The sequence below is a fragment of the Nicoliella sp. ESL1106 genome (assembly GCF_058509965.1).
The window spans coordinates 631415-656535 of record NZ_CP196340.1 but is presented as its reverse complement, the minus strand read 5'-3'; the positions used below and the strand labels follow the sequence as shown (position 1 = coordinate 656535).

The 25121-nt window shown below is 40.0% G+C and carries 24 protein-coding genes, 2 riboswitches and 1 other annotated feature; of the genes, 12 read left to right on the top strand and 12 right to left on the bottom strand.

The window, feature by feature from the left end:
- Window positions 1-52 precede the first annotated feature (52 nt).
- The 3 genes from ACSVI6_RS02600 to ACSVI6_RS02590 all read right to left on the bottom strand — a co-directional run bounded on the left by ACSVI6_RS02600 (window position 53) and on the right by ACSVI6_RS02590 (window position 2594).
- The gene (locus ACSVI6_RS02600) at window positions 53-667 is read right to left on the bottom strand and encodes an LVIS_2131 family protein (protein ID WP_491717165.1); all 615 of its coding nucleotides are present in this window, start codon (window positions 665-667) and stop codon (window positions 53-55) included.
- Between the two features lie 83 nt (window positions 668-750).
- Window positions 751-1485 carry an HAD family hydrolase gene (locus tag ACSVI6_RS02595; protein ID WP_491720910.1) on the bottom strand — a complete coding sequence of 245 codons (735 nt, stop codon included), beginning with the start codon at window positions 1483-1485 and terminating at the stop codon, window positions 751-753.
- A gap of 92 nt (window positions 1486-1577) precedes the next feature.
- Complete coding sequence (locus ACSVI6_RS02590) at window positions 1578-2594, bottom strand: D-alanyl-D-alanine carboxypeptidase family protein (RefSeq protein WP_491717163.1); 1017 nt, start codon at window positions 2592-2594, stop codon at window positions 1578-1580.
- 174 nt (window positions 2595-2768) lie between these two features.
- Window positions 2769-2860: riboswitch (TPP riboswitch) on the top strand.
- A 92-nt stretch (window positions 2861-2952) separates the two neighbouring features.
- Between ACSVI6_RS02590 and ACSVI6_RS02585 the strand changes: the two genes are divergently transcribed.
- The 4 genes from ACSVI6_RS02585 to ACSVI6_RS02570 all read left to right on the top strand — a co-directional run bounded on the left by ACSVI6_RS02585 (window position 2953) and on the right by ACSVI6_RS02570 (window position 5968).
- Window positions 2953-3507, top strand: coding sequence for an ECF transporter S component (locus ACSVI6_RS02585; RefSeq protein WP_491717162.1), 555 nt, complete (start codon window positions 2953-2955; stop codon window positions 3505-3507).
- Window positions 3508-3610: 103 nt separating this feature from the next.
- Window positions 3611-5041, top strand: coding sequence for an ABC transporter ATP-binding protein (locus ACSVI6_RS02580; RefSeq protein WP_491720019.1), 1431 nt, complete (start codon window positions 3611-3613; stop codon window positions 5039-5041).
- Window positions 5038-5685, top strand: a complete 648-nt coding sequence (locus ACSVI6_RS02575) for an energy-coupling factor transporter transmembrane component T family protein (protein WP_491717160.1) — start codon at window positions 5038-5040, stop codon at window positions 5683-5685. Before ACSVI6_RS02580 ends, ACSVI6_RS02575 begins: the two co-directional genes overlap by 4 nt.
- Window positions 5686-5761: 76 nt before the next feature.
- Entirely contained in the window at window positions 5762-5968 is a 207-nt protein-coding gene (locus tag ACSVI6_RS02570; RefSeq protein WP_491717159.1) for an LBP_cg2779 family protein, read from the top strand.
- Between the two features lie 30 nt (window positions 5969-5998).
- Here the strand turns inward: ACSVI6_RS02570 and ACSVI6_RS02565 are convergent, their stop codons facing one another.
- Window positions 5999-7189 (bottom strand): hypothetical protein, encoded by a 1191-nt coding sequence (locus tag ACSVI6_RS02565; RefSeq protein WP_491720909.1) that lies wholly within the window; start codon window positions 7187-7189, stop codon window positions 5999-6001.
- 17 nt (window positions 7190-7206) lie between these two features.
- Window positions 7207-8181 (bottom strand): asparaginase, encoded by a 975-nt coding sequence (locus ACSVI6_RS02560; protein WP_491717157.1) that lies wholly within the window; start codon window positions 8179-8181, stop codon window positions 7207-7209.
- A 105-nt stretch (window positions 8182-8286) separates the two neighbouring features.
- Window positions 8287-8385, top strand: a riboswitch (purine riboswitch).
- Window positions 8386-8449: 64 nt separating this feature from the next.
- On the opposite strand from ACSVI6_RS02560, the gene ACSVI6_RS02555 reads away from it, so the two are divergent.
- Window positions 8450-9745: a nucleobase:cation symporter-2 family protein gene (locus tag ACSVI6_RS02555; protein ID WP_491717156.1), complete on the top strand. Its 1296-nt coding sequence runs from the start codon at window positions 8450-8452 to the stop codon at window positions 9743-9745.
- A 59-nt stretch (window positions 9746-9804) separates the two neighbouring features.
- Here ACSVI6_RS02555 and ACSVI6_RS02550 read toward each other — a convergent pair whose 3' ends face one another.
- Window positions 9805-10545 carry an SDR family oxidoreductase gene (locus ACSVI6_RS02550; RefSeq protein WP_491720125.1) on the bottom strand — a complete coding sequence of 247 codons (741 nt, stop codon included), beginning with the start codon at window positions 10543-10545 and terminating at the stop codon, window positions 9805-9807.
- Between the two features lie 89 nt (window positions 10546-10634).
- Here ACSVI6_RS02550 and ACSVI6_RS02545 point away from each other — a divergent pair, with 89 nt between their 5' ends.
- Window positions 10635-11060 (top strand): MerR family transcriptional regulator, encoded by a 426-nt coding sequence (locus tag ACSVI6_RS02545; protein WP_491720908.1) that lies wholly within the window; start codon window positions 10635-10637, stop codon window positions 11058-11060.
- A 53-nt stretch (window positions 11061-11113) separates the two neighbouring features.
- On the opposite strand, the gene ACSVI6_RS02540 is transcribed toward ACSVI6_RS02545, so the two are convergent.
- Entirely contained in the window at window positions 11114-11851 is a 738-nt protein-coding gene (locus ACSVI6_RS02540; protein ID WP_491717154.1) for an amino acid ABC transporter ATP-binding protein, read from the bottom strand.
- Complete coding sequence (locus ACSVI6_RS02535) at window positions 11844-13334, bottom strand: ABC transporter substrate-binding protein/permease (RefSeq protein ID WP_491717153.1); 1491 nt, start codon at window positions 13332-13334, stop codon at window positions 11844-11846. The genes ACSVI6_RS02540 and ACSVI6_RS02535 overlap by 8 nt, the downstream gene beginning before the upstream one ends.
- A gap of 172 nt (window positions 13335-13506) precedes the next feature.
- Here ACSVI6_RS02535 and ACSVI6_RS02530 point away from each other — a divergent pair, with 172 nt between their 5' ends.
- Together ACSVI6_RS02530 and ACSVI6_RS02525 are read left to right on the top strand one after the other, a co-directional pair.
- The gene (locus ACSVI6_RS02530; protein WP_491717152.1) at window positions 13507-13869 is read left to right on the top strand and encodes a hypothetical protein; all 363 of its coding nucleotides are present in this window, start codon (window positions 13507-13509) and stop codon (window positions 13867-13869) included.
- 54 nt (window positions 13870-13923) lie between these two features.
- Entirely contained in the window at window positions 13924-14265 is a 342-nt protein-coding gene (locus ACSVI6_RS02525) for a hypothetical protein (RefSeq protein ID WP_491717151.1), read from the top strand.
- Between the two features lie 30 nt (window positions 14266-14295).
- Here the strand turns inward: ACSVI6_RS02525 and argH are convergent, their stop codons facing one another.
- Complete coding sequence (argH, locus tag ACSVI6_RS02520; protein ID WP_491717150.1) at window positions 14296-15678, bottom strand: argininosuccinate lyase; 1383 nt, start codon at window positions 15676-15678, stop codon at window positions 14296-14298.
- A complete protein-coding gene (locus ACSVI6_RS02515) occupies window positions 15668-16954 on the bottom strand; it encodes an argininosuccinate synthase (RefSeq protein WP_491717149.1) in 1287 nt (428 codons plus the stop codon). Before ACSVI6_RS02515 ends, argH begins: the two co-directional genes overlap by 11 nt.
- 267 nt (window positions 16955-17221) lie before the next feature.
- On the opposite strand from ACSVI6_RS02515, the gene ACSVI6_RS02510 reads away from it, so the two are divergent.
- Entirely contained in the window at window positions 17222-17920 is a 699-nt protein-coding gene (locus tag ACSVI6_RS02510) for an aquaporin (RefSeq protein ID WP_491717148.1), read from the top strand.
- On the opposite strand, the gene ACSVI6_RS02505 is transcribed toward ACSVI6_RS02510, so the two are convergent.
- The gene (locus tag ACSVI6_RS02505) at window positions 17917-18762 is read right to left on the bottom strand and encodes a DegV family protein (protein WP_491717147.1); all 846 of its coding nucleotides are present in this window, start codon (window positions 18760-18762) and stop codon (window positions 17917-17919) included. The two genes, ACSVI6_RS02510 and ACSVI6_RS02505, sit on opposite strands and share 4 nt — an antisense overlap.
- Window positions 18763-18892: 130 nt before the next feature.
- Between ACSVI6_RS02505 and ACSVI6_RS02500 the strand changes: the two genes are divergently transcribed.
- The gene (locus ACSVI6_RS02500; RefSeq protein WP_491717146.1) at window positions 18893-21262 is read left to right on the top strand and encodes an ATP-dependent DNA helicase; all 2370 of its coding nucleotides are present in this window, start codon (window positions 18893-18895) and stop codon (window positions 21260-21262) included.
- Window positions 21263-21309: 47 nt separating this feature from the next.
- Here ACSVI6_RS02500 and ACSVI6_RS02495 read toward each other — a convergent pair whose 3' ends face one another.
- The gene (locus tag ACSVI6_RS02495; RefSeq protein WP_491717145.1) at window positions 21310-22365 is read right to left on the bottom strand and encodes a lactonase family protein; all 1056 of its coding nucleotides are present in this window, start codon (window positions 22363-22365) and stop codon (window positions 21310-21312) included.
- A gap of 141 nt (window positions 22366-22506) precedes the next feature.
- Window positions 22507-22737, top strand: a binding site (T-box leader).
- 40 nt (window positions 22738-22777) lie between these two features.
- Here ACSVI6_RS02495 and ACSVI6_RS02490 point away from each other — a divergent pair.
- Complete coding sequence (locus ACSVI6_RS02490) at window positions 22778-24178, top strand: amino acid permease (protein ID WP_491717144.1); 1401 nt, start codon at window positions 22778-22780, stop codon at window positions 24176-24178.
- On the top strand, window positions 24165-25103 hold the full coding sequence (gene mmuM, locus ACSVI6_RS02485) for a homocysteine S-methyltransferase (RefSeq protein ID WP_491720907.1): 939 nt from the start codon (window positions 24165-24167) through the stop codon (window positions 25101-25103). Before ACSVI6_RS02490 ends, mmuM begins: the two co-directional genes overlap by 14 nt.
- The last annotated feature ends 18 nt before the right edge of the window (window positions 25104-25121 follow it).

Sequence of the window (25121 nt, the reverse complement as noted above, 5' to 3'; positions counted from 1 at the left end):
AAAGCGGAACCGATTTCACGATCGATTCCGCTTTTTAAATTTCATTAAATTATTAATGATAATAAATAAATGATTGGTTTGGGACTCTGATAATGACATAACGACTAGCACGCTGGCCCGCCCGTAATCCCAATCCATTTAATAAATTCGGCTTATATTTGGCGGTAGTGGTTTCAATCCAAGCCCGCTGGTATTTCCGATCTAAGTCATTCAACCGACTTCCACTGGAACGATAGGTTTCGGTTGGCAATGAAACGGTGTTAGCACCACTAATGATGGTTGAATCATTGCTACTAACTTGATAATGTTCACCCTTCGTTAAATAGGTGTAATATTGACCACCCGATTTATTTTTAGAATTATAAACATTAACATAGTATGATTTACGACCATTCGTATCTAATACAATTGGTTTGTAACTTCTAGAAACAGAAACATTATGACTAGAAATATCAGCTCTTAGCGTAATTATCACCATCGCTAAGGCAGCCCCCAGTATTAAAAGCCCTTGAAAAAATAAAACGATTCTATTTCTGCTTACTAGCTTTTCATCTTGATGCAATAAGGCCTGTCGCTTTTGCCTACGGATAGAAATAACCATTGAAATTAAACTAATTGCAATGATAATCCAGATGGCAAACCCGATTAGATTCCAGGCTGATATCATAAACAAGCTCCTTTAAATAAAAGTAATATTACTGACCATTACATTATTGTACCTGCTTAGTAAGAAGATAACAAATTCAATTATTATTTCAGAAATTGATCGATGGCATCATAACCATTTTCAGTAGTTGCAGTTTCAAAAAGCTCATCAACGGGGGCATGCGATTGTTTTTGATCGATCAAAGCCACGTCCCGCGGGTCAATATCTAATTCCTCACTCAACGTCTCAATTGCGTTTTGGTATGAAGCATCGAATGAAGTGATCCAAAGGTCGTTTCCCTTAGCATGAGCCACTAACTTACCATTAAAATTACTATTAAAGGTTTGGGCTAAACTTTGCATATCGCCGTTCTCAAACCCCAATCTAATTTGATAGACTAAATCACTCACTAATTCTAGATCATTCATTTGGTATAAAGATGGGTACGTCTTATTAAAACGTTGGTAGGCTGAACTATCCTTGCTTGCATCGGTGTAGGCATTCATCTTCCCCGAAAGGACAATGTATGCGGTATTAAAATCGCGTTGCGCTTGAAACCACTTTAGGGCTGATTTCCAAATTTCATAATCGATCACCGTTTCATCACGAACCACGCGATTCAAAACGGTCTCAGCACCCCCTTCGCAGATAAACGCTAAGGGAGCCTTTATCCCATGAAAAATCTGAATCATTTTGGCATACGGAGCTTCCGTCATAAAGCCCAGGTGTAGATTTTGCTTTGCCAAATTCATTAACTGTTTGGACAATCGAGATGCGTTAATTTCACCATCTGCGGATAAAAAATCACGATCAAGATCAGCCAAGATCAATTTAGTCATTTTGCAACCTCCCGAAAATAAAAAACTCACGTCTTAACCGTGAGTTTAATTTTAATTGTGATTATTATATCATTTTTGCAGATTTTTGACGATTAATTGTAAATGGATGAATTTTTATAAATGTACTTCATCAAATCACGTTGATCACTAAATTCATAAGGATCATTCAAAGTAATCGTAATCAAGCGGTGCTTCCCTGGTAGTTGGCCAGTTCCAACAAAACATAGCCCTGCAGCTGGAGTATAGCCGGTCTTTAAACCATCAACGCGCAGACTTGCATCATAGAAGGTCCGCCCCTTAAGCAGGTTGTTGTAGTTATATAGGTTTTGCCCCGCAACCTTGGCCGTACCCCTGCTAGCATCATTTAATACCTTTGGATAATAAGTTAAAACGTGTTGCGCAATTACTGCCAACGCCTTTGCACTTACCATGTTCCCAGCAGTGGCTCCACCAGAATACTTATAACCATAATGAACTAAATCATTATTTTCAAGTCCAGATGGTGAATTAAAGGTCGCAGAAATTCCCCATGCCCTTGCTTGTTTATTCATCATATTCACGAACTGACCATTTGAGCCAGCGACCCATTGTCCCAATGCAATCGTAGCTGCATTTGATGATTGGATCAGTGCTGCTTGATAGAGCTGTTTTACGGTATATTTACGACCAGCAACCAGCTTAAAGCCACCACCAACGTTATTATTGTAACTCATACTCCGTAAGCCAGCATTAGAAGTATCAACGACTTGATTCCAGCCATTCGTCTCCTGTGCTTTTCTAACCACCAGGTACAATGACATTAACTTGGCTGTGGATGCCACCTTCATTTTTTGATTAATGTTTTTAGCATAGATGACCTGTCCGTTCGTAGCATCGATCGCAATTGCAGCCGCTGCATTCTTCATCTTATAGTTTCCAGGAACAATATTATTAGTAGTGATTCCTGATGCACCATCGTCATAGTTATAATCATAATTATAATCAGCACTGACATTAACTGTTTTTGTCGAAACAACATCTAAAAATGGAGTAATTTCTGATGCTGATGCTAATCCGACAACAGCAGTTAATACAATTGCCATCTTTTTAAAATTCTTTTTAAGATCCATTTAACCAACCCTTCTCTGATTTCGATATCCTAAATAATAAGTTAACACCTTAGCACTTTATTAACAATTGATTATTGATAAATGTAAACGAAGTGTTATTTAAGATTTATGCCTGTAATATTCAAACTTGCATTTAAGAAAAAATTAAGTTATACTGTTCTAGTTAATTAAATAGATAGATGTTTGGGGTGCCTTTTTTGGCTGAGATGATACCCATTGAACCTGATCCAGTCCGTACTGGTGGAGGGAAACGTTTTATCAATGGTGTACATATTCCGAAGGGGACCTCAGTATTTGAGGTCCCTTTTTTCTGTCTATCTAAAATAATTGTTTAATTTATTGAAGGGAAGGATTTTCCATGTCTAAAAAATGGAGTCTTAGAAACATTATTTTAATTGCATTGATTGCAATTGTCTGTGGGGTTATTTTCTGGTTGACTAGTTTTATCTATAACGCATTAACACTAGTTTTAACACCAATTGGTCTTGCTCCCGCAGCAAACGATATTTCACTTGGTCTTTGGATCGTTGCTGGTCCATTAGCAGGGGCTATTTTCAGAATGCCTGGTGTTTCCATTTTCTCAGAAGTTGCCGGAGCCGTTGTTGAAATGTTCTTGGGTGACCAATGGGGAGTTATGAACGTTGTCTCAGGTTTAATTCAAGGTGCCGGAGCTGAATTAGGTTTTGCAGTTACTGGTTACAAGAAGTACGGCCACTTCCAATTATTGTTAGGTAGTATCTTCACTACCATCATTACTTTTACTTGGGATTGGTTCAAGAATGGATACAACGCATACGGTTTTGGAATGTTGATCTTCTTATTCATCGTTAGATTTATTTCAATCTGGGTATTTAGTGACCCAATTCCATTGGCCATCAAGAAGCTCCTAAACAGAAGCCACGCCATTGCATAATCATTTTAACGATTCAATGCTTCATAAATTTAAATGAATTTAAAGCACTTATAAAGCCAAGCTTGTAAGTGCTTTATTTTTAAATTACCAGGAGGAATTAACCATGACCACCGTTTCAGTTAGTCATTTTACATTTACCTACCAGCATCGCTCACAACCAGTATTAGAAGACGTGAACCTAACCTTTCCGAACGAAAAAATTAGCTTGATTGCTGGACCATCTGGAACTGGTAAATCGACGCTTTTAAAGTCAATTGCCGGTTTATATCCTGAGTTTGCCAATGGTGATTACACTGGTGAAATTAAAATTGGTGACAAGGAGATCAAAGACATTGCCCCTACTGACTTCAGCGGCTATGTGTCAATGATGTTTCAAAACCCCAATCAACAGTTTACGATGACGAACGTATATGATGAACTCCAATTTGCACTTGAGAATAGACAGTTAGATCCTAAAATCATCCCCCAACGAATCGATGATGCACTAGAATTCGTGAACATCACTAAGTTAAAGCACCGTGACTTGAACGCCCTATCCGGTGGTGAAAAGCAAAAGGTCGCCTTAGCCATCATCATCGCAATGGATTCCGACGTTATTTTATTGGACGAACCATTTGCGAGTCTAGATCGTCAATCGCGAAGTGATCTGCTATATCAATTGACCCGCTTACGTGATCAAAAGAATAAAACGATCATCTTAGTGGACCATGACCTTTCTGGTTACGACAACATTGTCGATACGTTCTTCTACCTGAAACCCAACCAATTTCAAATTCAACAGTTAAGTAATGCAGAGGTCCAAAAACTATTAGTACCATTTGATAATCAAGAGTTAGCGGCCGTCCACTTCCCGATTCCCGATAATAACGAACCAGCCGATCTGATCTTAAACAGTTGTGAACTAAAGCAAAACCAAGGCGTATTGCTAAAGGCTGACCAATTCAAATTTCCAGCAAAGCAAATCACATTGATCACAGGTGAAAATGGAATCGGTAAATCGACCTTGTTCAAAGCTTTAACACGGCTCTTTAAGTATGAGGGTTTGATTTCATATCAGGATAAAGACATCCAAAAGATCCATAAGAAGAAATACCTTTCCCACGTTGCGCTGGTCTTTCAAGATGCTGAAATGCAATTCGTCGACATCACGGTTGAAGAAGAACTATCGCTTTCGATTAAAAACGCGGTCCATCATAATTACTCCAAAGAAGATATTGATGCCATGCTTAAGGCGTTGCAGATCGACGGCAGGGAAAAACAAGTCGTTTACACACTTAGCGAAGGGCAAAAAAAGAAGTTGCAAATCGTCGAGATGTTGATCATGGGAACTGACATTTTATTAATGGACGAACCATTTAAGGGGTTAGATATCAAGTCTCTAGAAACGGTAGTCGAAATGCTAAAAAATGCGAGTCAAAAATTTAACCAAACCATCATCATCATTAGCCATCAACTCAGTGGTTTGGAAACGCTATTTGATTATCACATTCAGTTCAAAGACCAACAACTTACTTATAAGGAGTCGTTATTATGAACACAGCCATTAAATTATTCATGATCATCATCATCGGAGTTGAAATTTCATTTATCCAAAGCGTCCCATTGAACCTTTGTATCTTAGCAGTCAGTTTAATTTACCTCCTGGTCAAACGGGTTAAATTAAAGTCGATCGCATATTTGACCCTGTACCCGATCATTCCAGCCTTTGGACTCTTAATGTCACAAGTTATCTACGGGACCCATGGCGCCATTATCGGATGGGTGCTGTTTACGCGGTTATTCACCTACGTCTGGCTCGGGGCTACCTTTACGATGACTAGCAACATTAAGGACCTCGCATTCACGTTGGAACAAAACTTCAAACTCCCATCCAAGTTCGCCTACGGAGTATTGACCGCATTCAACTTGGTACCAAGGATCATCATCGAAGTCCAAACGATCCGCCACGCCAGTTTAATGCGCGGGGTTACGATGCAACTCTGGTCGCCGAAATTATATTTCAAAGCCATCTTAGCAGCCATTAACTGGTCTAGCGATCTTTCACAAGCAATGATCTCACATGGTTTCGTTGAAGATGCGCCACGGACCCACGTTGAAAAAACCTACGTTCGCTGGACCGACTTTGCTTACATGGCCTTTTGGCTCATCATGGTGCAATTACCAATTTTCATTTTTTAAACTAAGCGGTGAACCTTTCAATCAATTGTTTGTTATAATATAATGATAATTAATAAATAACTTCAGGAGGCTTACTATGACTAACGGAATTAGTAACATTTCAAAGGAAATCATTGATTTTCAAAAGGGCAACGCATGGCCAGATACCCAATTAGCTTTCAACCTACATATCAGCGTTGAAAGATTACACGATATCAAGTCAATGGAAAAGCAACCCACCAACGAAGAAAAAGAATTAATTGAAAACTTCATTGAAAACAACCAAAAAGATTCAGAAGAATAATAAAAAACCAGCCAGTTGGCTGGTTTTTTATTATTCTGGATGATTATTTTTCAATCCATCATCAGTTAAAAACGCTTCTAGATAATCGAACGCTAATTCACCAATTTGATTCAGCGGAATTGATTCTCGTTCTTCCAATCCATCCCGACTATCATCAACTTCTTGAAAATGAACTTGCTTCGTGATCGGTGTAATATCAAGTGGATAACCTAATTTACCCATCCCGCCAGCAGATGCGATTCGTACTAATTGATTTAAATTGATTGCCTGTTCAAGCAGTGACTCTAAAACATCGCTGCCCATATCAAACTCACGTTCATCATTTAAAACGGGCTCTAAAAAAGTATTGGCGTTATGGTTTTCTAAACTAAAGTGTTGGATCAATCGTAAATAATCAGAATCTAAGTAAATGTTTGCAATCATGGTAGTTCTTAATAAGACGTATCCACCAAATTGACCACTCATGGTCACTAAGTTAAAAATGACGTAATCTGAATTGTAATTCACAACGTAGCCAATGTAATAATAACCATTGTCAGCCACCGATTCAATTTCATATAAATGGTGAGTTGCTTTAGATTCAGCATAGACACTATTGATTTGCGGATCACTACCGTTAATCATTGCAGTATTGACCGAGGGGCCGAACAACAATGCTTTATTTTTGGTCAACATCGTTAATTCTTTCCCCAGAAATTCAATCGTTGTAATGTCGCTCAATTTGAAGGTATGCTTAGAGTGATCACTAAAATCGGTTTTATTGATTACCGTAACCGAGACCGCTTCAGAATCGATCTTATCAATAACGCAATTATAAGTATCGTTAACCCGTTCTAAATTACTAATGGTAATCATTACCACTTGGCCATTAACGTAGGAGCGGCCTAATATTTCTAATCGAATACTTGCTAGCTTATCCAGTCGCATCAACTTAGTTTCAGCAATTTCTTTAAAATGATACCGTTTTGCAAGCTCAATGCGGCGTTTCATGTGCCGTAGGTCAGGACTATCTTCAACTTCCACATCATAAACCATCTCGAGGCTTAAATAGACCATCCCATCAGGCATCCCCCATTCATCATAGGTGCGCATGACAAGCTCTTCGCTATCCTCATCCAAAATGTATACATACCCAGTAAAGAAAATTTCATCTAGGCGATAAACATTTACAATTGCATTGCGTTGGTACGCTGCTTTTAAATTATTTAAAACAATTCCCATTCAATCCCCCCGTTATTTTAAGAGATTGCAGTACTCATGTACTGAGCGAGGCGTTGCCCCTTAAGTCCATTGCTAATCCCAACGATTAACTTAATTCGCGCCTTCGGTCCATTCAATCCCCGACAAAGGCTGACTCCCATTTGTTCTAATTCGATTCCGCCACCTTGATAATCATAGATATCTTGGGCCATTCCATTGTAACAACGTGATACTAAAATCACTGGAATTCCACGGTCTAAAATTCTTTGTAACCCAGGTAACGTGGCTGGAGGTAAATTACCAGATCCTAATCCTTCTACCACGAGCCCCTTAGTAAGATCATTGTTCAAAGCGTCAAATAGGGTCTCATCCATTCCAGCAAACGCCTTTAGTAAAAAGATACCTGATTCAACGTGGTCAATATTGAACGCTTCACTTTTGATCAATTCTTGAAAAAAGTATGGTTTGTGTTTACTAATGATACCCAATGGTCCAAAAGTCGGGGTCTTAAAAGTGGCTAGGTTGGTCGTATGCGTCTTAGTAACATAGCGTGCAGTGTGAATTTCGTCGTTCATCACCACTAACACACCCTTGCCGATCGCATCTTCAGAAGCTGCGACCGCCACTGAGCTTTGGAGATTGTATAAACCATCTGAGCCAATCTCATTTGATGAACGCATTGCACCAGTTAAGACCACTGGCAAATGGTTTGGTAAGGTCAGATCCAAGAAATAAGCCGTCTCTTCCAAAGTATCGGTTCCATGGGTAATCACGACTCCATCGATCCCATCTTTTTCAGCCTTTAAGATACGATCCCTTAATTGCAACATTACGCTTGGGGTAACATGTGGGGATGGTAAGTTAAACATTGGATCGTTGATTAGTTCAACCTGGCCATCCAAAGTGACATCATGACTAGCAATCGGGTTTTCTTGATTAGGGATGACCTCCCCATTTTCATCAGCGGACATTGAAATCGTTCCACCGGTATGAATTGCTAAAATCGTCTTCAATTCAATTCCTCCTAATTACCATTTGGTTTATAACACTAATATTAACAATTATAAACTCTATTTCACAAATCTTCATTGTTTTTTAACAAAAAAAATGCTAGAGTAATTTATATTAATAGATGTGCCTATATAATACCAAAATAAGGTTGGTTAGTTTCTACCCACACCCGTAAAGTGTGGACTATAAGCAAAGATGATTGTCGCTTTGTTTACTTTTTTAATCACCACCGTTTGGCCATTATTCCAGACACTTGGAAGGATGATTAATTTGCAAGAGATTCGTTCTGAATCTAAATTTAAAAATGCGTTATTGGGGTTCCAACACCTTTTAACGATGTACTCTGGAGACGTGATCGTACCGCTTTTAATTGGGACCGCATTACACTTCAGTGCCGCTGACATGACGTATTTGATCTCCACGGATATCTTTATGTGTGGGATCGCGACGTTACTGCAATTAAAACGGACCCCACTAACTGGGATCGCGCTCCCAGTTGTTTTAGGGTGTGCGGTTCAATATATCGCACCATTAAAGGCGATTGGTAGTCAATTCGGGATCGGTGCTATGTATGGTTCCGTTATCGGGGCTGGGATCTTTATCTTCTTGATTGCAGGCTGGTTTGCAAAGCTACGCCGCTTCTTCCCACCAGTTGTAACGGGGTCTTTGATCACAGTAATTGGGTTCTCATTGATTCCCGTTGCCGTTCAAGACATCGGTGGCGGTGATCCGACCGCTGCCAGTTTTGGAAATGGGACCCACCTACTAGTAGGGTTAGCAACGTTATTGATCATTATTTTATTAAATGCGTTCGCAAAGGGATTCTTCAAGGCAATTTCCGTGTTGATCGGGATGTTAGCAGGAACCGCGATTGCTGGTGCAATGGGCTTAGTATCATTGAGTGCGATTGGCCAAGCTAGCTGGTTCAGATTGCCAATTCCCTTTTACTTCGGGGTGCCCCACTTTGAATGGTCATCGATCGTAACCGTTAGTTTGGTTGCCTTGACCACCATGGTCGAATCAACTGGGGTCTTCTTCGCCCTTGGTGATATCGTTGAAAGAAAGATCAATAGTGACGACCTAAAGCGTGGGTACCGTGCTGAAGGATTAGCTGCGATTCTAGGGGGGATTTTTAACACCTTCCCATATTCGACCTTCTCAGAAAACGTTGGGGTCGTTCAAATCTCTGGAATCAAGAGTCGTAAGCCAATTTACTACTCCGCATTCTTCTTGTTACTACTCGGGTTATTGCCAAAGGTCGCAGCGATCGTATTGATCATGCCTGACTATGTGCTAGGTGGTGCGATGATTGCAATGTTTGGTCTCGTTGGGGTCCAAGGAATTCGGGTGCTTCAAAAGGTTAACTTTGATGATAACGATAACCTATTGATCGTCGCTGTCTCAGTCGGTTTAGGATTGGGAATCACATTCTACCCCCAAATCCTAAACGCCCTTCCTGATTCAATCAAAATCATCTTGGATAACGGAGTGGTCATTACCAGTTTATCCGCCGTCATCTTAAACGTCATCTTTAACTTCAAAAAACCAGTTGAACAACAACAATAAAATTAAAACGAGGGGCTCAATCTTAATTGATTGAGCCCCTCGTTTTGTTTAGATTCTGATTATAATGATTGTCGGGTTGGGCGAACAATTACTTCACTAACTGACATGTTTGCTTGCGTGCCAATTGCGAATTCAACTGCTGAAGCCACTTGTTCGGGATGTAACCCATCAATTTGTTCAAAGAAATCTTCTGCAAACTTCTTTTGATCAGCATCGTTAATCGAATTGAATAATTCAGTTCCGGTGCTCCCTGGTGAGATGATGGTCGTCTTAATGTTGTTTTCAGCCTGTTCCATTCTAAGCCCGTCCATAATTGCGCGAACTGCGTACTTAGTTCCAGAATAGACCGCACTACTTGGTCCCACCACGTGACCAGCAACGGAATCGGTGGTGATAATGTGACCACGCTTAGCCTTGACCATTTCAGGAAGCGCAGCGGCAATCCCGTTCAAGACCCCCATCACGTTGATGTCTAGCATGTTCTTCCACTCATCACGACGTCCTTCGACTAGCGGAGCGGTTGGCATAATGCCGGCGTTGTTATAAAGGACGTCAATTCTGCCGTATTCACTGATTGCAAAATCGATGACCTTCTTAACTTCAGCAAAGTTAGTTACATCCGCTTCGAATGGATGAATGTTTTGGTTCGGAAATTCATTCTTAATTTCTGTTAAGCGCTCGATCCGCCGCGCTGCAATGATCAACGTTGCGTTGTCCTTTGCCAATAGGCGACTGGTTGCCGCCCCGATTCCAGATGATGCACCCATGATTACAACTACTTTATTTGATAAATCCATTATAATTCCCCTTTTCTTTTTTAGGTTATAATGAATGATAATGGATTCGAGTAACTCGAAGGCAAGCCTTTTATCTCGAAAGGAGCAAATTTATGAACTATTCAGTAAAAGAAGCGGCTGAAAAGCTGGGCATGTCACAACATACAGTTCGCTATTATACCGATCAGGGCCTGGTCCCAAGTCTACAACGGGATGCGCATAACCACCGTCGCTTTAGTCAAAATGCATTGGACTGGCTGAGTGCTTGTCACTACCTTAGGCAAACGGGCATGCCAATCAAGGCCGTTAAACACTATGTTGCCCTGTGCCTACAGGGACATCAATCAATTCAAGAACGGTATCAATTAATTACAAAACAGCAAGCAATTGCTGAACAACAATTGGCCACCGCCCGCAAAAGGCTGGATTTCCTAAATGCTAAGGAAAAAATTTACCGTGAAGAAATGCAGGGAGCACAAAATGATCCGATGAACCCCGATACATGGCAGCCAACTGATAACACCAATCACGAATGTTAAACCAAAAAATGGTAAGCAGCAATCACTCGCTACTTACCATTTTTATTTTGATCTTAAATCACTTTGGATAAGAAATCCTTAGCCCGATCGGTCTTAGGTTCCTTAAAGAACGTTTCTGGATCATTTTTTTCAACGATTTGACCATCGTCCATGAACCAAATTTGGTTGGCCACGTTCTTGGCAAAGTCCATTTCATGGGTAACCACCAGCATTGTCATTCCCTTTTGAGCAAGGTCTTGCATTACTGAGAGCACTTCACCCACCTTTTCAGGATCTAAGGCACTAGTTGGTTCATCGAACAACATTACTTCTGGATGCATCGCAAGGGCTCTGGCAATTGCGACCCGTTGAGCTTGCCCACCAGATAAACTGCTTGGGTAAACATCAGCTTTGTTGTCTAATCCCACTTGTTTCAATAGTTGATGGGCAATCTCAGTTGCCTTTTGATCAGCCATTTTTTTAACTTTAATCGGTGCGACCTTAACATTGTCGAGCACGGTCATGTTGTCAAATAGGTTAAAGCTTTGGAACACCATCCCCATCTTAGTTCTGAGGCTATCTAATTGCTTATCCTTAAGCTTCATTAAGTCCTGTCCATCAAAGTAGACCGCACCAGAAGTAGGCTTACCTAGCATGTTCAGACATCTTAAGAAGGTACTTTTTCCAGCTCCAGAGGGTCCGATCAAAGCAATCACTTGCCCTGGTTTAACTTCAGCATCGATTCCCTTTAACACTAGGTTATTTTTAAATTCTTTTTTAACGTTTTCAACTTTTAAAATATCATTATTCATGTTTTAATCTCCCCTCAAGTAAACTGAGCAATCTGGAAATTCCAAACGTTAGGATGAAGTAAATTACCATTACGATGAAGATTGGTACGACCCCTTGATAGGTATCGGCTTGCACAATTCTTAATTGGTAAATTAAATCGGTAACCCCGATAATCGAAACGATCGAACTTTCCTTGATCAACGAAACGAATTCATTTCCTAACGCTGGTAGGATGTTCTTAATTGCTTGGGGTAGCACAACAATTTGCATGGTTTGATTACTTGAGAACCCAAGTGATCTAGCAGCTTCACTTTGGCCATCATCAATCGATTCAATCCCACTTCTGATGATTTCAGCAACGTATGCCCCGGAATTAATAAAGACAGCGATAATCCCAGATGCTAGTGCAGGAACGTTAACGATCGTTCCTAATCCGAAGTAGACAAACATAATTTGAACCATTAAAGGCGTTCCTCTAATAAATTCAATGTAGGCAACTGCAATTCCGTGGAACAATTTGTTCTTGGATAGTCTCATCAATGCCAAGATGATTCCTAAGATCAACCCCAAGATCGTCCCGATAATGGAGATCAAAATCGTGTATTCAGTCCCCTTGATGAAGTAATCCTTATAGTTGTACATTTGTTGCCAAACGGAAATCTTTTGGCTTTTTGCACCCTTACCCATTTCCTTGGAAGCGGCAGGAATGAACTTCTTTTCAAATTCATCACTCTTGTTCGATGCTTCAATCGTCTTGTTAGCGGCGTTCACCAACGATGTTGCACCCTTATGGAAGGCCACTACGTTTTGGGCCTTAGCAGTATTGAACTTAGCATCAATGGCCTTGATACCAGGGGTATTAGCAGCATATGCTTCCCCAGTTGCACTTTCAACAGCCACCGCCTTGACCTTATTGGTCTTTAGCGCTAATACTAAATCGTTAACACTTTCCATTCCCTTTAGGCTTGGATCCTTAACTTGTTGCTTTACCAAATTATATTGAGTACTTCCAGTTTGCACCCCAACTGGTTGGCCCTTCAAGTCCTTGTATGACTTGATCGAATTATCATTTGAATTAATCAACAAGCTTTGGCCACCATTGTAATAAGGAATCGTGAAATCAACACTCTTCGCTCTTTCTGGTGTTTTGGTCAATCCAGCGATGACCATGTCGACCTTTCCAGTCTGAAGCGCAACCAATAATGAATCAAAGCTCATGGATTTAATCTTAAGCTTTACACCCATATTTTTAGCAATTTGCTTTGCTAATTCAATATCAGCTCCTAAAACCTTAGCTTGACCACCTTCATTTTTAGTAAATTCATAAGGTGGATAATCTGGGGCCGTCCCCATTACGATGGTCCCCTTCTTCTTAATGTTTGCTAAATAACTATCACTTGCACTGGCATGTGCTTGTGTATATGTATTTTTATTCATGAATCCAGCAAACATACTGAACGTCATAATAAAAACCATTAATAGTTTAACAACTTTACCCTTCATAAAAATCAAAACCCCTCTTGTTTATTTATACTATTATAATAACACTGCATGTAATAATATGCAATATATTTCTTAAATCAAGTGATAAATATACATAATTTGCATATCTAATAAATCGCATTTGAGTAAAGAAGGGCCAATACTGTAAAATAGTTAGTAAGGAGTTGATCATGTGAATAGATACTACCAACCAAAGGACTCTAAAGATGCCATGCGTTACATCGAAAAACTGTTCAATAGTTATAAAGATGAACCACTTACCCAGGAATTATTGAAATACCACCAAAAATTAATTCAACAAATTGCTACTAACGTGGTTCCAGTCGCTCAACAGGAACAAAATCAAAAACGGGTTGATTCAGCCCATGAAATGGAAAAGGTAATGCAACAGTGGATTCGTGCTAAATTAATGGGCCAACCCTTCAATGGTCGAATGCACCATTTTAAATTTGAAGCTAATGGAAGCCGAAATAAATTCAAACGGCATCACGTAAAACTAAATGGTAATTCTAATTTACGATCAAGTCGTCATTAGTCTTGCAGATTGGTTAATAATCATTTAGTATTAACATCATGAGGTGATAATTAAATGAAGAGTAAGATCGAACGCGAAGAACGTAAAAAAGCAATCGTTGATATGAATAGCTTTTTATTAACATATGCTGTTAACATTTTACCAAGCGGAAACAAAGACATCGCAGGGACCGTATATAATGCTCTTAAAAGCGATTTAACTGGTTTAGATGCGCTATTCAACGATGGTGGAATCGGTAGAACCCTTAAGTTCACTGATATCGCTGCTGGTTGTGCGCGAAACTTATACGATTTAGAACCAGCACAAGCTGATGCAGAAGGTAAGAAGATTACCGAAGAAGCAGTTGCTTATCTTGGTAATAATATCGATTCATTTAACCACTGGCTAAGTGAATAACAAAAAAATCATCCAAATGGATGATTTTTTTTATGCTTGTAAATCGGCCTTCGCCTGTTGAATTTGTTTTTTAACCTGTTCAAATCCGGTTCCACCGAGTGAATTTCTTCTTTTAACAGCGGTTTCTGGCTTTAATTCTTCATAAATATCAGAATCAATCAATTCTGAATACTTTTTAAAGTCTGATAGCGGAACGTCTTGAAGATTGATGTGTTTTACGATGCAATCATAAACGATTTTACCTACGATTCCATGGGCCTGTCTAAATGGCATCCCCTTGGTTGCTAAATAATCAGCCAATTCCGTTGCGTTCGAAAAATCATTGGTAGTTGCATCATACATATTTTGCTTCTTTACCGAAATACCCTGAAGCATGTGCATAAATATTTTAATAGATGGGATAATTGTGTTGAATGCATCGAAAACGCCCTCTTTATCTTCTTGTAAATCCTTATTATATGCTAATGGTAATGACTTCATTGTTGATAATAAGCCAATCAAATCACCGTAGACCCGACCAATTTTTCCTCTGATCAATTCAGCCATGTCTGGATTCTTCTTTTGCGGCATGATTGAACTTCCAGTGGTGTAGGCATCGCTGATTTCAATGTAATTGAATTCGTAGCTAGCCCACATACTGATTTCTTCACAGAATCTAGATAAGTGCATCATTAAAATTGAAGCATTGCTTAAAAATTCTAGTGCGAAGTCACGGTCAGAAACAGCATCGAGTGAATTAGCATAAACCTGACTAAAGCCAATTTCCTTGGCCGTCATTTCCCGATCGATTGGGAACGTGGTCCCAGCTAATGCTGCCGCCCCTAGTGGTGACATATCAGTATGGTGTTCGTTAAATTCGAACCGTTCACAATCCCGCTTGAACATTTGATAATAAGCCATCAAATAGTGTCCATATGAGATTGGTTGAGCGTGTTGTAAATGGGTATAGCCTGGCATAATGGTCTCAACATTTTGTTCTGCCATCGTTACCAATGTTTCTTGAAGCCCCTTTAACAACTCGATCACTTTTGGTAAGCGCCGTTTCACGTAGAGGTGAAAATCAACCGCAACTTGATCGTTTCTAGACCGTGCCGTGTGTAACTTTCCAGCGACTGGACCAATGCGATCAGTCAAGATCGATTCAATATTCATATGAATATCTTCGTTTTCATAGCTGAAATGCAGGTTGCCCTTCGCAAGGTCCGCCTTGATATCATTCAGCCCCGCTTCGATCTTATCTGCATCCGCTTGGTCGATGATCTTAGTCTTAGCCAACATGTGCAAATGGGCAAGTGAACAAGTAATATCTTCGTCAGCCATGAGTTGATCGAAGTAAATCGAAGCGCCAAATTGGTCAACTTCCTTACTTGTTGGGGTCTGGAACCGTCCGCCCCATAACTTTTTATTTGCCATCTTCATCTTCCTCTTTCTTAACGGTTACGTATTCTGGCTGCTTAGCGTTTTGCTTGTTAATGCTATCCATCAATGCGTGTTGCTTGTTCTTGATTTTCACTTGGGAGTAAACCTTAGTTGGCAAGCTCCATAACTTGATGAAACCAGCAGAAGCTAATTGATCAAATGAATCTGATGAAGTGTAAGTAGCTAAGTTATCATCGTAAAGGGAGTTGGTTGACTTCCGACCAAGGATAATGATGTTACCCTTGAACAACTTCAATTTGATGGTCCCACTAACGTCTTTTTGAGTACTGTCAATAAAGCTCTTTAAAGCATCCATCAATGGTGAGAACCAAAGGGCATCGTAGACCATGTTGGCCATCTTTTCTTCGATCGTAGGCTTGAAGTGAGCAACGTCTTTTTCAAGCGTTAAATCTTCTAATTCCTTGTGGGCCTTTAGTAGGACAAAGGCAGCTGGTGTTTCATAAACTTCTCTGGACTTGATGCCGACCAACCGATTTTCAACGTGGTCGATTCTACCGATTCCATGTTCACCGGCAACCTTGTTCAAGGCTTCGATGATTTTTTCAAATGACATTGGCTTGCCATCAAGGGCAACTGGAATTCCTTGTTTGAAGTCGATATCAACAATTGCGGGAGTGTCTGGTGTCTTTTCAATTGGGTTAGTGATTCCAAAGGCATCTTCTGGTGCTGGGTTCCATGGATTTTCAAGAACCCCACATTCGTTGGCCCGTCCCCAAATATTAGCGTCGATTGAGTATGGTGAGTCTAAGTCAATTGGAATTGGAATATTGTGTTCCTTTGCGTAGTTAATTTCTTCTTCTCTAGACCAGTGCCAATCTCTAACTGGGGTTAAAACATCCAAGTTTGGATCCAAGTTATTAACAGCAGTTTCAAATCTAACTTGATCGTTTCCCTTCCCAGTACAACCATGGGCAACTGCGGAAGCACCTTCCTTATGGGCGATTTCAACTAACTTCTTACTAATTAATGGTCTGGATAGTGCTGAAACAACGGGATATGCATTTTCATACATTAAGTTCCCCTTCAATGCGTAAGATAAGTAATCATTAGCAAATTCTTCGAGTCCATCAATCACGTAAACTTCGGAAGCACCAACCTTAAGGGCCTTTTCCTTCACCTTCTTAAGGTCTTTTCCTTCCCCAACGTTGATACAACAAGCAATTACGTCGTAACCCTTGTTAATCAACCAAGCAACTGAAACTGAGGTATCTAATCCACCGGAATATGCTAAAACAACTTTCTTTTTCATAAATATGCACCGTCTTTCGTTCAATTTGATTTATTATTCATTATAATATCACTTCAAATGAATAAATACAACCTAAAATCAAAATAAATTGATTAAATATGTATTAATTAATAAAATATGTGCATATTTAGCCAATTAAATAGTTTCAAATGATTGCTTTAATGTTCAAGTTAAATTGGCTATAATAAAGTTATTCAACTTCAATCATAAAAAAAGACCACCAACGGTGATCTTTAAATTTATAAATAAATAGGAGGCAATCTCCAAATGAAACTAATCATTGGTGAATTAATTGGAACATATTCAATGCTCACACTTGGATTTGGAATCAGTGAATTAATTAACTACTTTTTATACCCGAAATTACAAACTAGGTACATTACTGGTCTTTACTGGGGATTAGGCATTTATTTTTCATCACTGCTCACCGGACTAATCTTTGGAACATCGAATTTTAACCCTGTCTTTTCAATTGTTCAGGCGGTGAATGGCCAAATTTCATTTTTGGTCATGCTAGGTGAAATCATTGCCCAAATCATTGCTGCCTGGCTTGCCGCCCAAACCACTTGGACGATTTGGGAACGCTGGTTATACACCCTGCCAATTAACTTGAACTTTTATGCAACCGTTCCTAGTAATGTAAAACACCACTTACGCAACTTTCTCTGGGAAGCTGGCGGGACCGCGGTGATTGCGATTAATTCACAAGTAATTGGCCTCTTTAAATTCAATTCGTTTATTAACATTACGATTTCATCATTAGTGGTAGCCTGCTGCATTACCGTTATTTGTCCAATTACGGGTGCTGCATTTAACCCTACCCGAGACTTGGTTCCACGAGCATTTTTTTCACATAAATTTAACCAAGCCTTGTCACAATGGCACTACGCATGGATTCCCACGTTAGGTCCAATTACTGGGGCCGCCGTAATTATCATTATTAAGAAAATAATCGTTGCCTTCTAATCAAAAATAAATTCCATCCCACAGGCATTGATTCCAGCGTGAATCGAAACAATTGCGCTGGTGTACATAATATGGACTTCTACATCTGGAAAAACCGCTTTGATCTGTTCTTCAACGAACTTCGCAAAATCAATGCTGCCAGTATAACTAAGCCCGACGCGCTTTAATTGCTTATCGCTAATCGATTGCACATATTCACGAACCCACTTTTTAAGGGTCTTATTTCCACGCCCCTTAGCTTCAACATCCAAGTCTTCGTTAGTCAAACGCAAAACCACATGCAGGTTGAATAGCTTAGAAAGGAGGCCCTTGACCCGACTGATACGGCCACCACGTTCAAGATTTTTAAGGGTACTGACTGCAATGTACAATTGACTATTATCAATAATTTGATTTACTGCTGTTACAATATCGGAAACGCTAGCATTTCCTGAATGAGCCATTTTTGCGGCTGTAATCACCTCATACCCCAAGTTTTGATCGGTCGTATGTGAATTGATAACAGTCACCTTATCTTCACCGACCATCCGTGCGGCTTGCTGGGCGGCATTAATGGTACCACTCAATACTTCGGTCATATGGATAGAAATGACGTAACTACCATCTTTGGTAAGGTCTTCATATGCTTGAATAAAATCACCAATCGCAGGTTGGCTAGTGGTTGGAAAATCTTTATCGGGATTATCTTCAATGTAATTAACCAATTGTTCACCAGTGATTGTGGAGCCGTCTTTATAAACCTCGTCTCCAATCAATACATTTAATGGAACCACGGTAATCCCATATTGCTTTGCCTGTTCTTCAGTGATCAATGAGGTTGAATCCGTAACAATTTTAATCATCTAAATAATCTCCTTCAGTTTTAATCTATATTCCTATTTTAATGGATATTGAATTAAAATGATAACATTAGATGAATTTATTATTAACAAATCTACTTATAGCAAATATAAATCGTTAAGGAGTAAAAATATGCCAGCCATTAAAATCGGGGTTCGTGATTTAATCAAGTTCACCCTCAGAAGTGGTGACTTGAACACCCGTTTGAATAGTCAAAACACTAGTAAACAGGGAGCTTACATTCACCGGATAATTCAAAATCAACATAGTGAAGCTAATTATGAATCTGAAAAATACCTGGAACAATCGGTTACCATCAACAACCATGAATACTTAGTTAATGGTCGTGCAGATGGTGTCATCATGAACAAAACGCCAATTATTGAAGAGATTAAAACCTCGGATATTGATTTTAAAGAACTCCCTAACAGCGTTTTAAATCTATACTGGGGCCAAGTTAAAATTTACGCCCATCTCCTAATGGCTAATGAGCCAGATGTTAAAAAGGTGACATTGAAGCTAACTTATATTCAGACTCCTAAACAGCTCCCGACCACTAAGACCGAATCGATCACTGCTAAGCAAGCCCAACGTTTCTTTGACTCGGTTATCAATGAATACCAAGAATGGCTTGAATTAAGTGAAAAATTGACCCACCAAAGAATTGAAAGTGCTAAACAGTTACAATTTCCGTTCGCAAAGTTCAGAAATGGCCAACGGGATTTGGCGGCGGTCGTTTATAAAAGCATCGTGTTAGAAAAACACCTTTTTGCAGAGGCCCCGACTGGAACCGGTAAAACGATTTCGACACTGTTCCCAACGATCAAAGCAATGGGCGAACAAGTAGTTGATAGGTGTTTTTACCTTACCGCTAAGCAAAGCACCAGACGCGTGGCAGAGGATGCAATGACGTTGATGCTCAATAAGGGCTTGAACACCAAAAGCATCACGTTAACCGCTAAGGAACAAATCACGTTCGCTGCTGAAAAGGACTTAAAGCCTGCAGATAACCCGTATATGATCGGTTATTATGATCGGCTCAAGCCAGCTTTAAAGGATGTTTTAAACCACAATCAGCACATTAGTAAAAAATGCGTGGAAAAGTATGCTGAAAAGTATAAAATCGATCCATTCGAATTTTCACTCGATTTAAGCGAATTTTGTGATGTAATCATTGCTGATTATAACTATCTTTTTGATCCACAAGTTCACTTGGCACGCTTTTTTAGCGTTCCTAATAAGCAAAATTGCTTTTTAGTCGACGAAGCACATAACCTAGTTGACCGCTCTCGTGAGATGTATTCGACTGAGATCAATAACGCTGGTTTAGCCGATTTAATCGAAAGGCTGAATCAATCCCCAGCCAAAAATAAAAAAGTAGTTCAGAAGATTCAAGCCATCAAAACAGATTTTGATCATTACTATCGATTATTGGGAAAGGAAAAGGCTGAGACAATGGTCTTTGAAGAATCACTCAATAACATCATCAAATCATTAAACGAAGCTGCGATCGAAATTCATAAATGGCTTCCTAACCAACCCGATAATGTTACGACCGATGCCGTGACAGATTTTTACATTAATTGCTTGAACTATCTCAAAATTAATGATTTATACGATTCAAAGATCTATCGAACCAGATTGATCCGTGAGGGGCTCATCATTACATTTCGCCAGTTTTGTATGGATCCAAGTAAGTTCATTGCAGAGACCCTTAATTTAGGTGGTAGTACCATTTTCTTTTCAGCCACCCTCTCCCCAATGAATTACTATCAACGGGTTTTAGGCAATGAAGAGGATAGTATTAGCTATCGATTACCATCCCCATTTCCACCCGAGAACCAATACGTTTTAACAACTAGTTCGATTCAAACCACTTATCATAAAAGAAAAGATAGCATCCCCCAGATCTATAACATGATCAAAGCAATGGTGCATTCTAAACCTGGGCACTACCTCTTCTTCTTTCCTTCGTTCAAATACCTAGAAACGGTGTATGAATTTTTTAGAAATCACCCCATCAAAGAAAAACTAGTGGTCCAATCACGGAACATGGATCTAAAACAACGGGAGCAGTTTTTAAATTACTTTGCTAATCACGATGAAAGCCCAACGTGTGGGTTTGCGATTCTTGGTGGTATTTTCGCAGAAGGCATCGACCTTATTGGTAATCAATTAATTGGCGTTGGAATCATTAGTGTCGGCCTCCCTGGCTTGAACGAGGAAAATAACTTAATTCGCGATTATTTTGATGCCGAAAACGGGAATGGTTTCACCTATGCATATCAACTTCCTGGTTGGAACCACGTTGTTCAAGCCGCCGGGCGATTAATTCGGACCGCAAGCGACTTAGGAACGATCGTATTAATGGACCAACGTTTTAATCAATCACGATATCGGAAGTTATTCCCTAGTAGTTGGCGATTTAGTGATAACGTTACCACCCCTCAAGAATTAACATATCAGATCAATTCATTTTGGGATTATCACCATCAAAAATAACCCCCATTAGGCAAAACCTAACGGGGGTTATTTTTAGATTAGATAGACTAGTTTAAAAATTCAGCTTCACGGGCGATACAAACGGCAGCGGGAACAACAAAGTCCTTTTGAACCACCGTTAATTTACCATTATCAGCATTGCGTTCGTAAACCGTTCCATTATCGGATTCTTGGTTCACAACCACTACGAGACTTTCATCAGCATTGAAATTAAAATCACGGGGAAAGTCACCTTCAACAGAAGCGCGTTCAACAAACTTAAGACTGCCCTTAGCGTCTGATTCAAAAACTGCAATCGTATTGTTACCACGGTTCGATACGTATACAAAGCGACCATCACTTGAAACACGGATGGCAGCACAACCATTATGAGCAGTCCAATCTTCTGGGATCGTGGAGTGCACTTCGCGAACGGAGAATTGACCAGCTTGTTCATCATAGTCTAAGACAGCGACGTTACTACTTAATTCTCCAACTAAGTAAGCAACCCCCTTCTTAGCATCGAAACGAATATGACGAGGGCCAAAGCCATCTTCCATTTCTAAGTAACTCACTTCGCTTAATTTACCATTGTCACTTACATCGTATAAATAAACGCGATCTTGGCCTAAATCAACGACTACTAAGCGACCATCTGGAGTTAGGTCAGCAAAGTGTGGATGAGGACCATCAGCTTGTTCTGGACGGGGACCCATTTCGCCTTCGTGCTTTACTTCGTCTACCTTTGCAAGGGTACCGTCTGAAGCGATCTTGTAAACGTTGATCACACCAGTATGATAATTAGCAGTGTAGACTAATTGACGTCCTTCATCGACTGAGATATAAGCGGGATTGGTACCCTTATCGTAGTCAGTTTCGATCGTTCCTGATGGGCGTTCCTTACCATCTAAAACTAAAACTCCACCATGAACATCGTCGCCGTTGACCGTTTTGGCAACGGAGTAAATAACGTTTTTCTTTGATAACGTCACATAGGTTGGGTTAGTCGCCTCCGCAACTAATTGTAAGTTTTGCAATTTCTTTTTATCAGTGTCTAATTCAACTTCATAAAGCCCTTTACTGGCACGTTTAGTGTATGTTCCGATTAAAAATTTTTCAATCATCATCATTCGTCCTTTTCTTTTTTATTTTATTATTTCATGTTTATATTATCACATATTTTAATTTAAAAACGAAATGATACCACCATCACAAATTAGAATTTGACAAAATATTTAAATCTAAATATAATAATCTTAAATATAAATTAAGCGTCGATGAGAAAAAGTAATTAGTAATGCACATTCAGAGAGTCTATGGTTGGTGTAAATAGATTGGCATTTACTAATGAACAATGGTCTTTGAGCTTTTCACTAGTGAATAATTAGCTAGTGACGACTGCCACTCGATACCGTGGACCGAAATGAATCCGTTTCGGACTGAGGTTGATTTTTTATCAACAAACTAAGGTGGTACCACGAGCATTCGTCCTTTTTGAGGGCGGGTGCTTTTTTTATTTGGAAGGAAGGATTTAAAATGGAGAAGCAATCATTCACTAAGTCGATGGAAAGTCGACATCTAATTACCCTTAGTTTAGGAGGGGTAATTGGAACTGGGATTTTTATGAGTTCAGGATATTTAATTCAATCTGCGGGAGCAGTTGGAACGATCATCGCATATGGCATCGGTGCATTATTGGTATGTTTGGTAATGCTTTGCCTCGGTGAATTAACCGTCCATGATCCCAACACAGGTGCATTTCACCGCTACGCCAGTAAGTATATCAGTCCAGGAGTTGGCTTCGTAACCGCTTGGTTATATTGGTTGACCTGGACGATTGCATTGGGATCTGAGTTCGTCACCCTCGCAATTTTGGTGCAAAAATGGTTCCCGACACTGCCGACTTGGTTATTGACAATTATCTTTACCGCCATCATCTTCGCCATTAATTCTTTTAACATCACATTCTTCAACCGCGCGGAATTTTGGATGTCAATCATCAAGGTATTAGCGTTAGTGGCGTTTATCATCATTGGATTAGGCATGATTTTTAAAATCGTTCCCGTCCACCACGCAAACTTTGCCCCGTTCTTCAAGGAAATCATAAAGCCTGGATTATTTCCGAACGGTTTTGCACCGATTTTTTCAGTTATTTTAGCCGCTAACTTTGCATTTTCAGGAACCGAAATGATCAGTGTCGCTGCTGGTGAAACTGATAACCCTAAGAAGGCGATTCCAAAGGCAATTTTTCAAACGTTAGTCATTTTAATCGTATTATTTATTGGGACCATCGTAATCATGGGGGCGCTCTTACCGCAAAAATCAGCAGCCCTAACCGACAGTCCCTTCATTGCCGTCCTTGAGAATTGTGGAATTCCATACGCTAGTGATATTATGAACTTCATTTTATTCATTACCGTTTTATCAGCTGCTAATTCAGGGGTCTATGCGGCTTCTCGAATGATTTGGTCACTTGCTGATCAAAAGACGCTCCCCAGTCGATTAGCTAAGCTAAGTAAACACGGGATTCCAGTATATGGACTGCTATTGACCATCCTAGGGGGGCTGTTAGCACTCTTCTCTAGTATTTATTCACCCAAGTTAGTCTACCTAGCGCTGTCCGCAATTTCATCATTTGCGGTCGTAATGGTCTGGCTAATCATCGGCTGGGCCCAATTGAACTTCAGAAAGCAATTCTTAGCCGCTGGCCACAAGCTCGATGAACTCAGCTACAGGGCGCCTGCATATCCCCTGGTGCCATGGCTAGTCATCATCATCTGTGCAATTTCGCTAGTCGGGATTGCCTCTGATCCGAACCAACGCATTGCCCTAGAGGTCGGGGTTCCATTCTCGATCATCTGTTATGGGTACTATCAACTAATCTACCGTAAAAAATTAAACCAAACTAATGGAGGAATTCAAAATGAGCAAAATTAAAGAATGGGCAACAAAACAAAATAACATCCTTATCGACTGTGCAATGTCATATGGACTAGAACAACGTAACATTGAGTTAAACAACAAGCTCTGGACAGCTAGCGCGCTGGATAGCCACCCAGACGTAGTGAAACAGATCCACAAGGACTACTTAAATGCTGGTTCGAACTTGACCGTTACTGACACTTACCAAGGTAGTGTGCCTGGGTTCGTAGGCGCTGGCTATACTGAAGAACAAGCCGTGGCGCTGATCAAAAAATCAGTTCAATTAGCTAGAAGCGCCCAAGCTGAAGTCAACGTTGAACAACAAACCTGGGTCGCTGGAGCAATCGGGCCTTACGGAGCATTCTTAGCTGACGGTTCTGAATACGTTGGTAACTACGGTGTTAGCGAAGAAAAACTGATTGATTTCCATCAAAAACGACTTGCTGCACTCGTTGAGGCGGGCGTTGATCTGCTTGCCTTCGAAACGATTCCAGACATTACAGAATTAAAGGCGATCAAGCAGTTATTAAGTCAATATCCAAACGTCGATGCATTTGTTTCATGCTCGATCAAGGATGCCCACCACATCAGTGATGGCACCGACCTATTAAAAGTGCAAGCCCTTTTGGAAACCATTCCGAACGTAATTGCATACGGCTTCAATTGTAACCACCCTGAATTTACGGTCCCTGGGTTAAAATACCTAACGGAACATCAAACTAACGATGACCAATCATTCATCGTCTTTCCAAACTCAGGTGCACATTATGATCCATCAACAAAAGAGTGGTCCGAAAGCACTGGATTTAGCTTTGGAGCTGCCGCTAAGGAATGGAAAGCAGCCAATGCTAAATGGATTGGCGGTTGTTGTGAAGTCTCCGTTCAAGATGAAATTGACATGAAAGATGCTTTATTTCCCCAAACCAGCAATGTAAAATAGGTTTATATCCTATTAGTG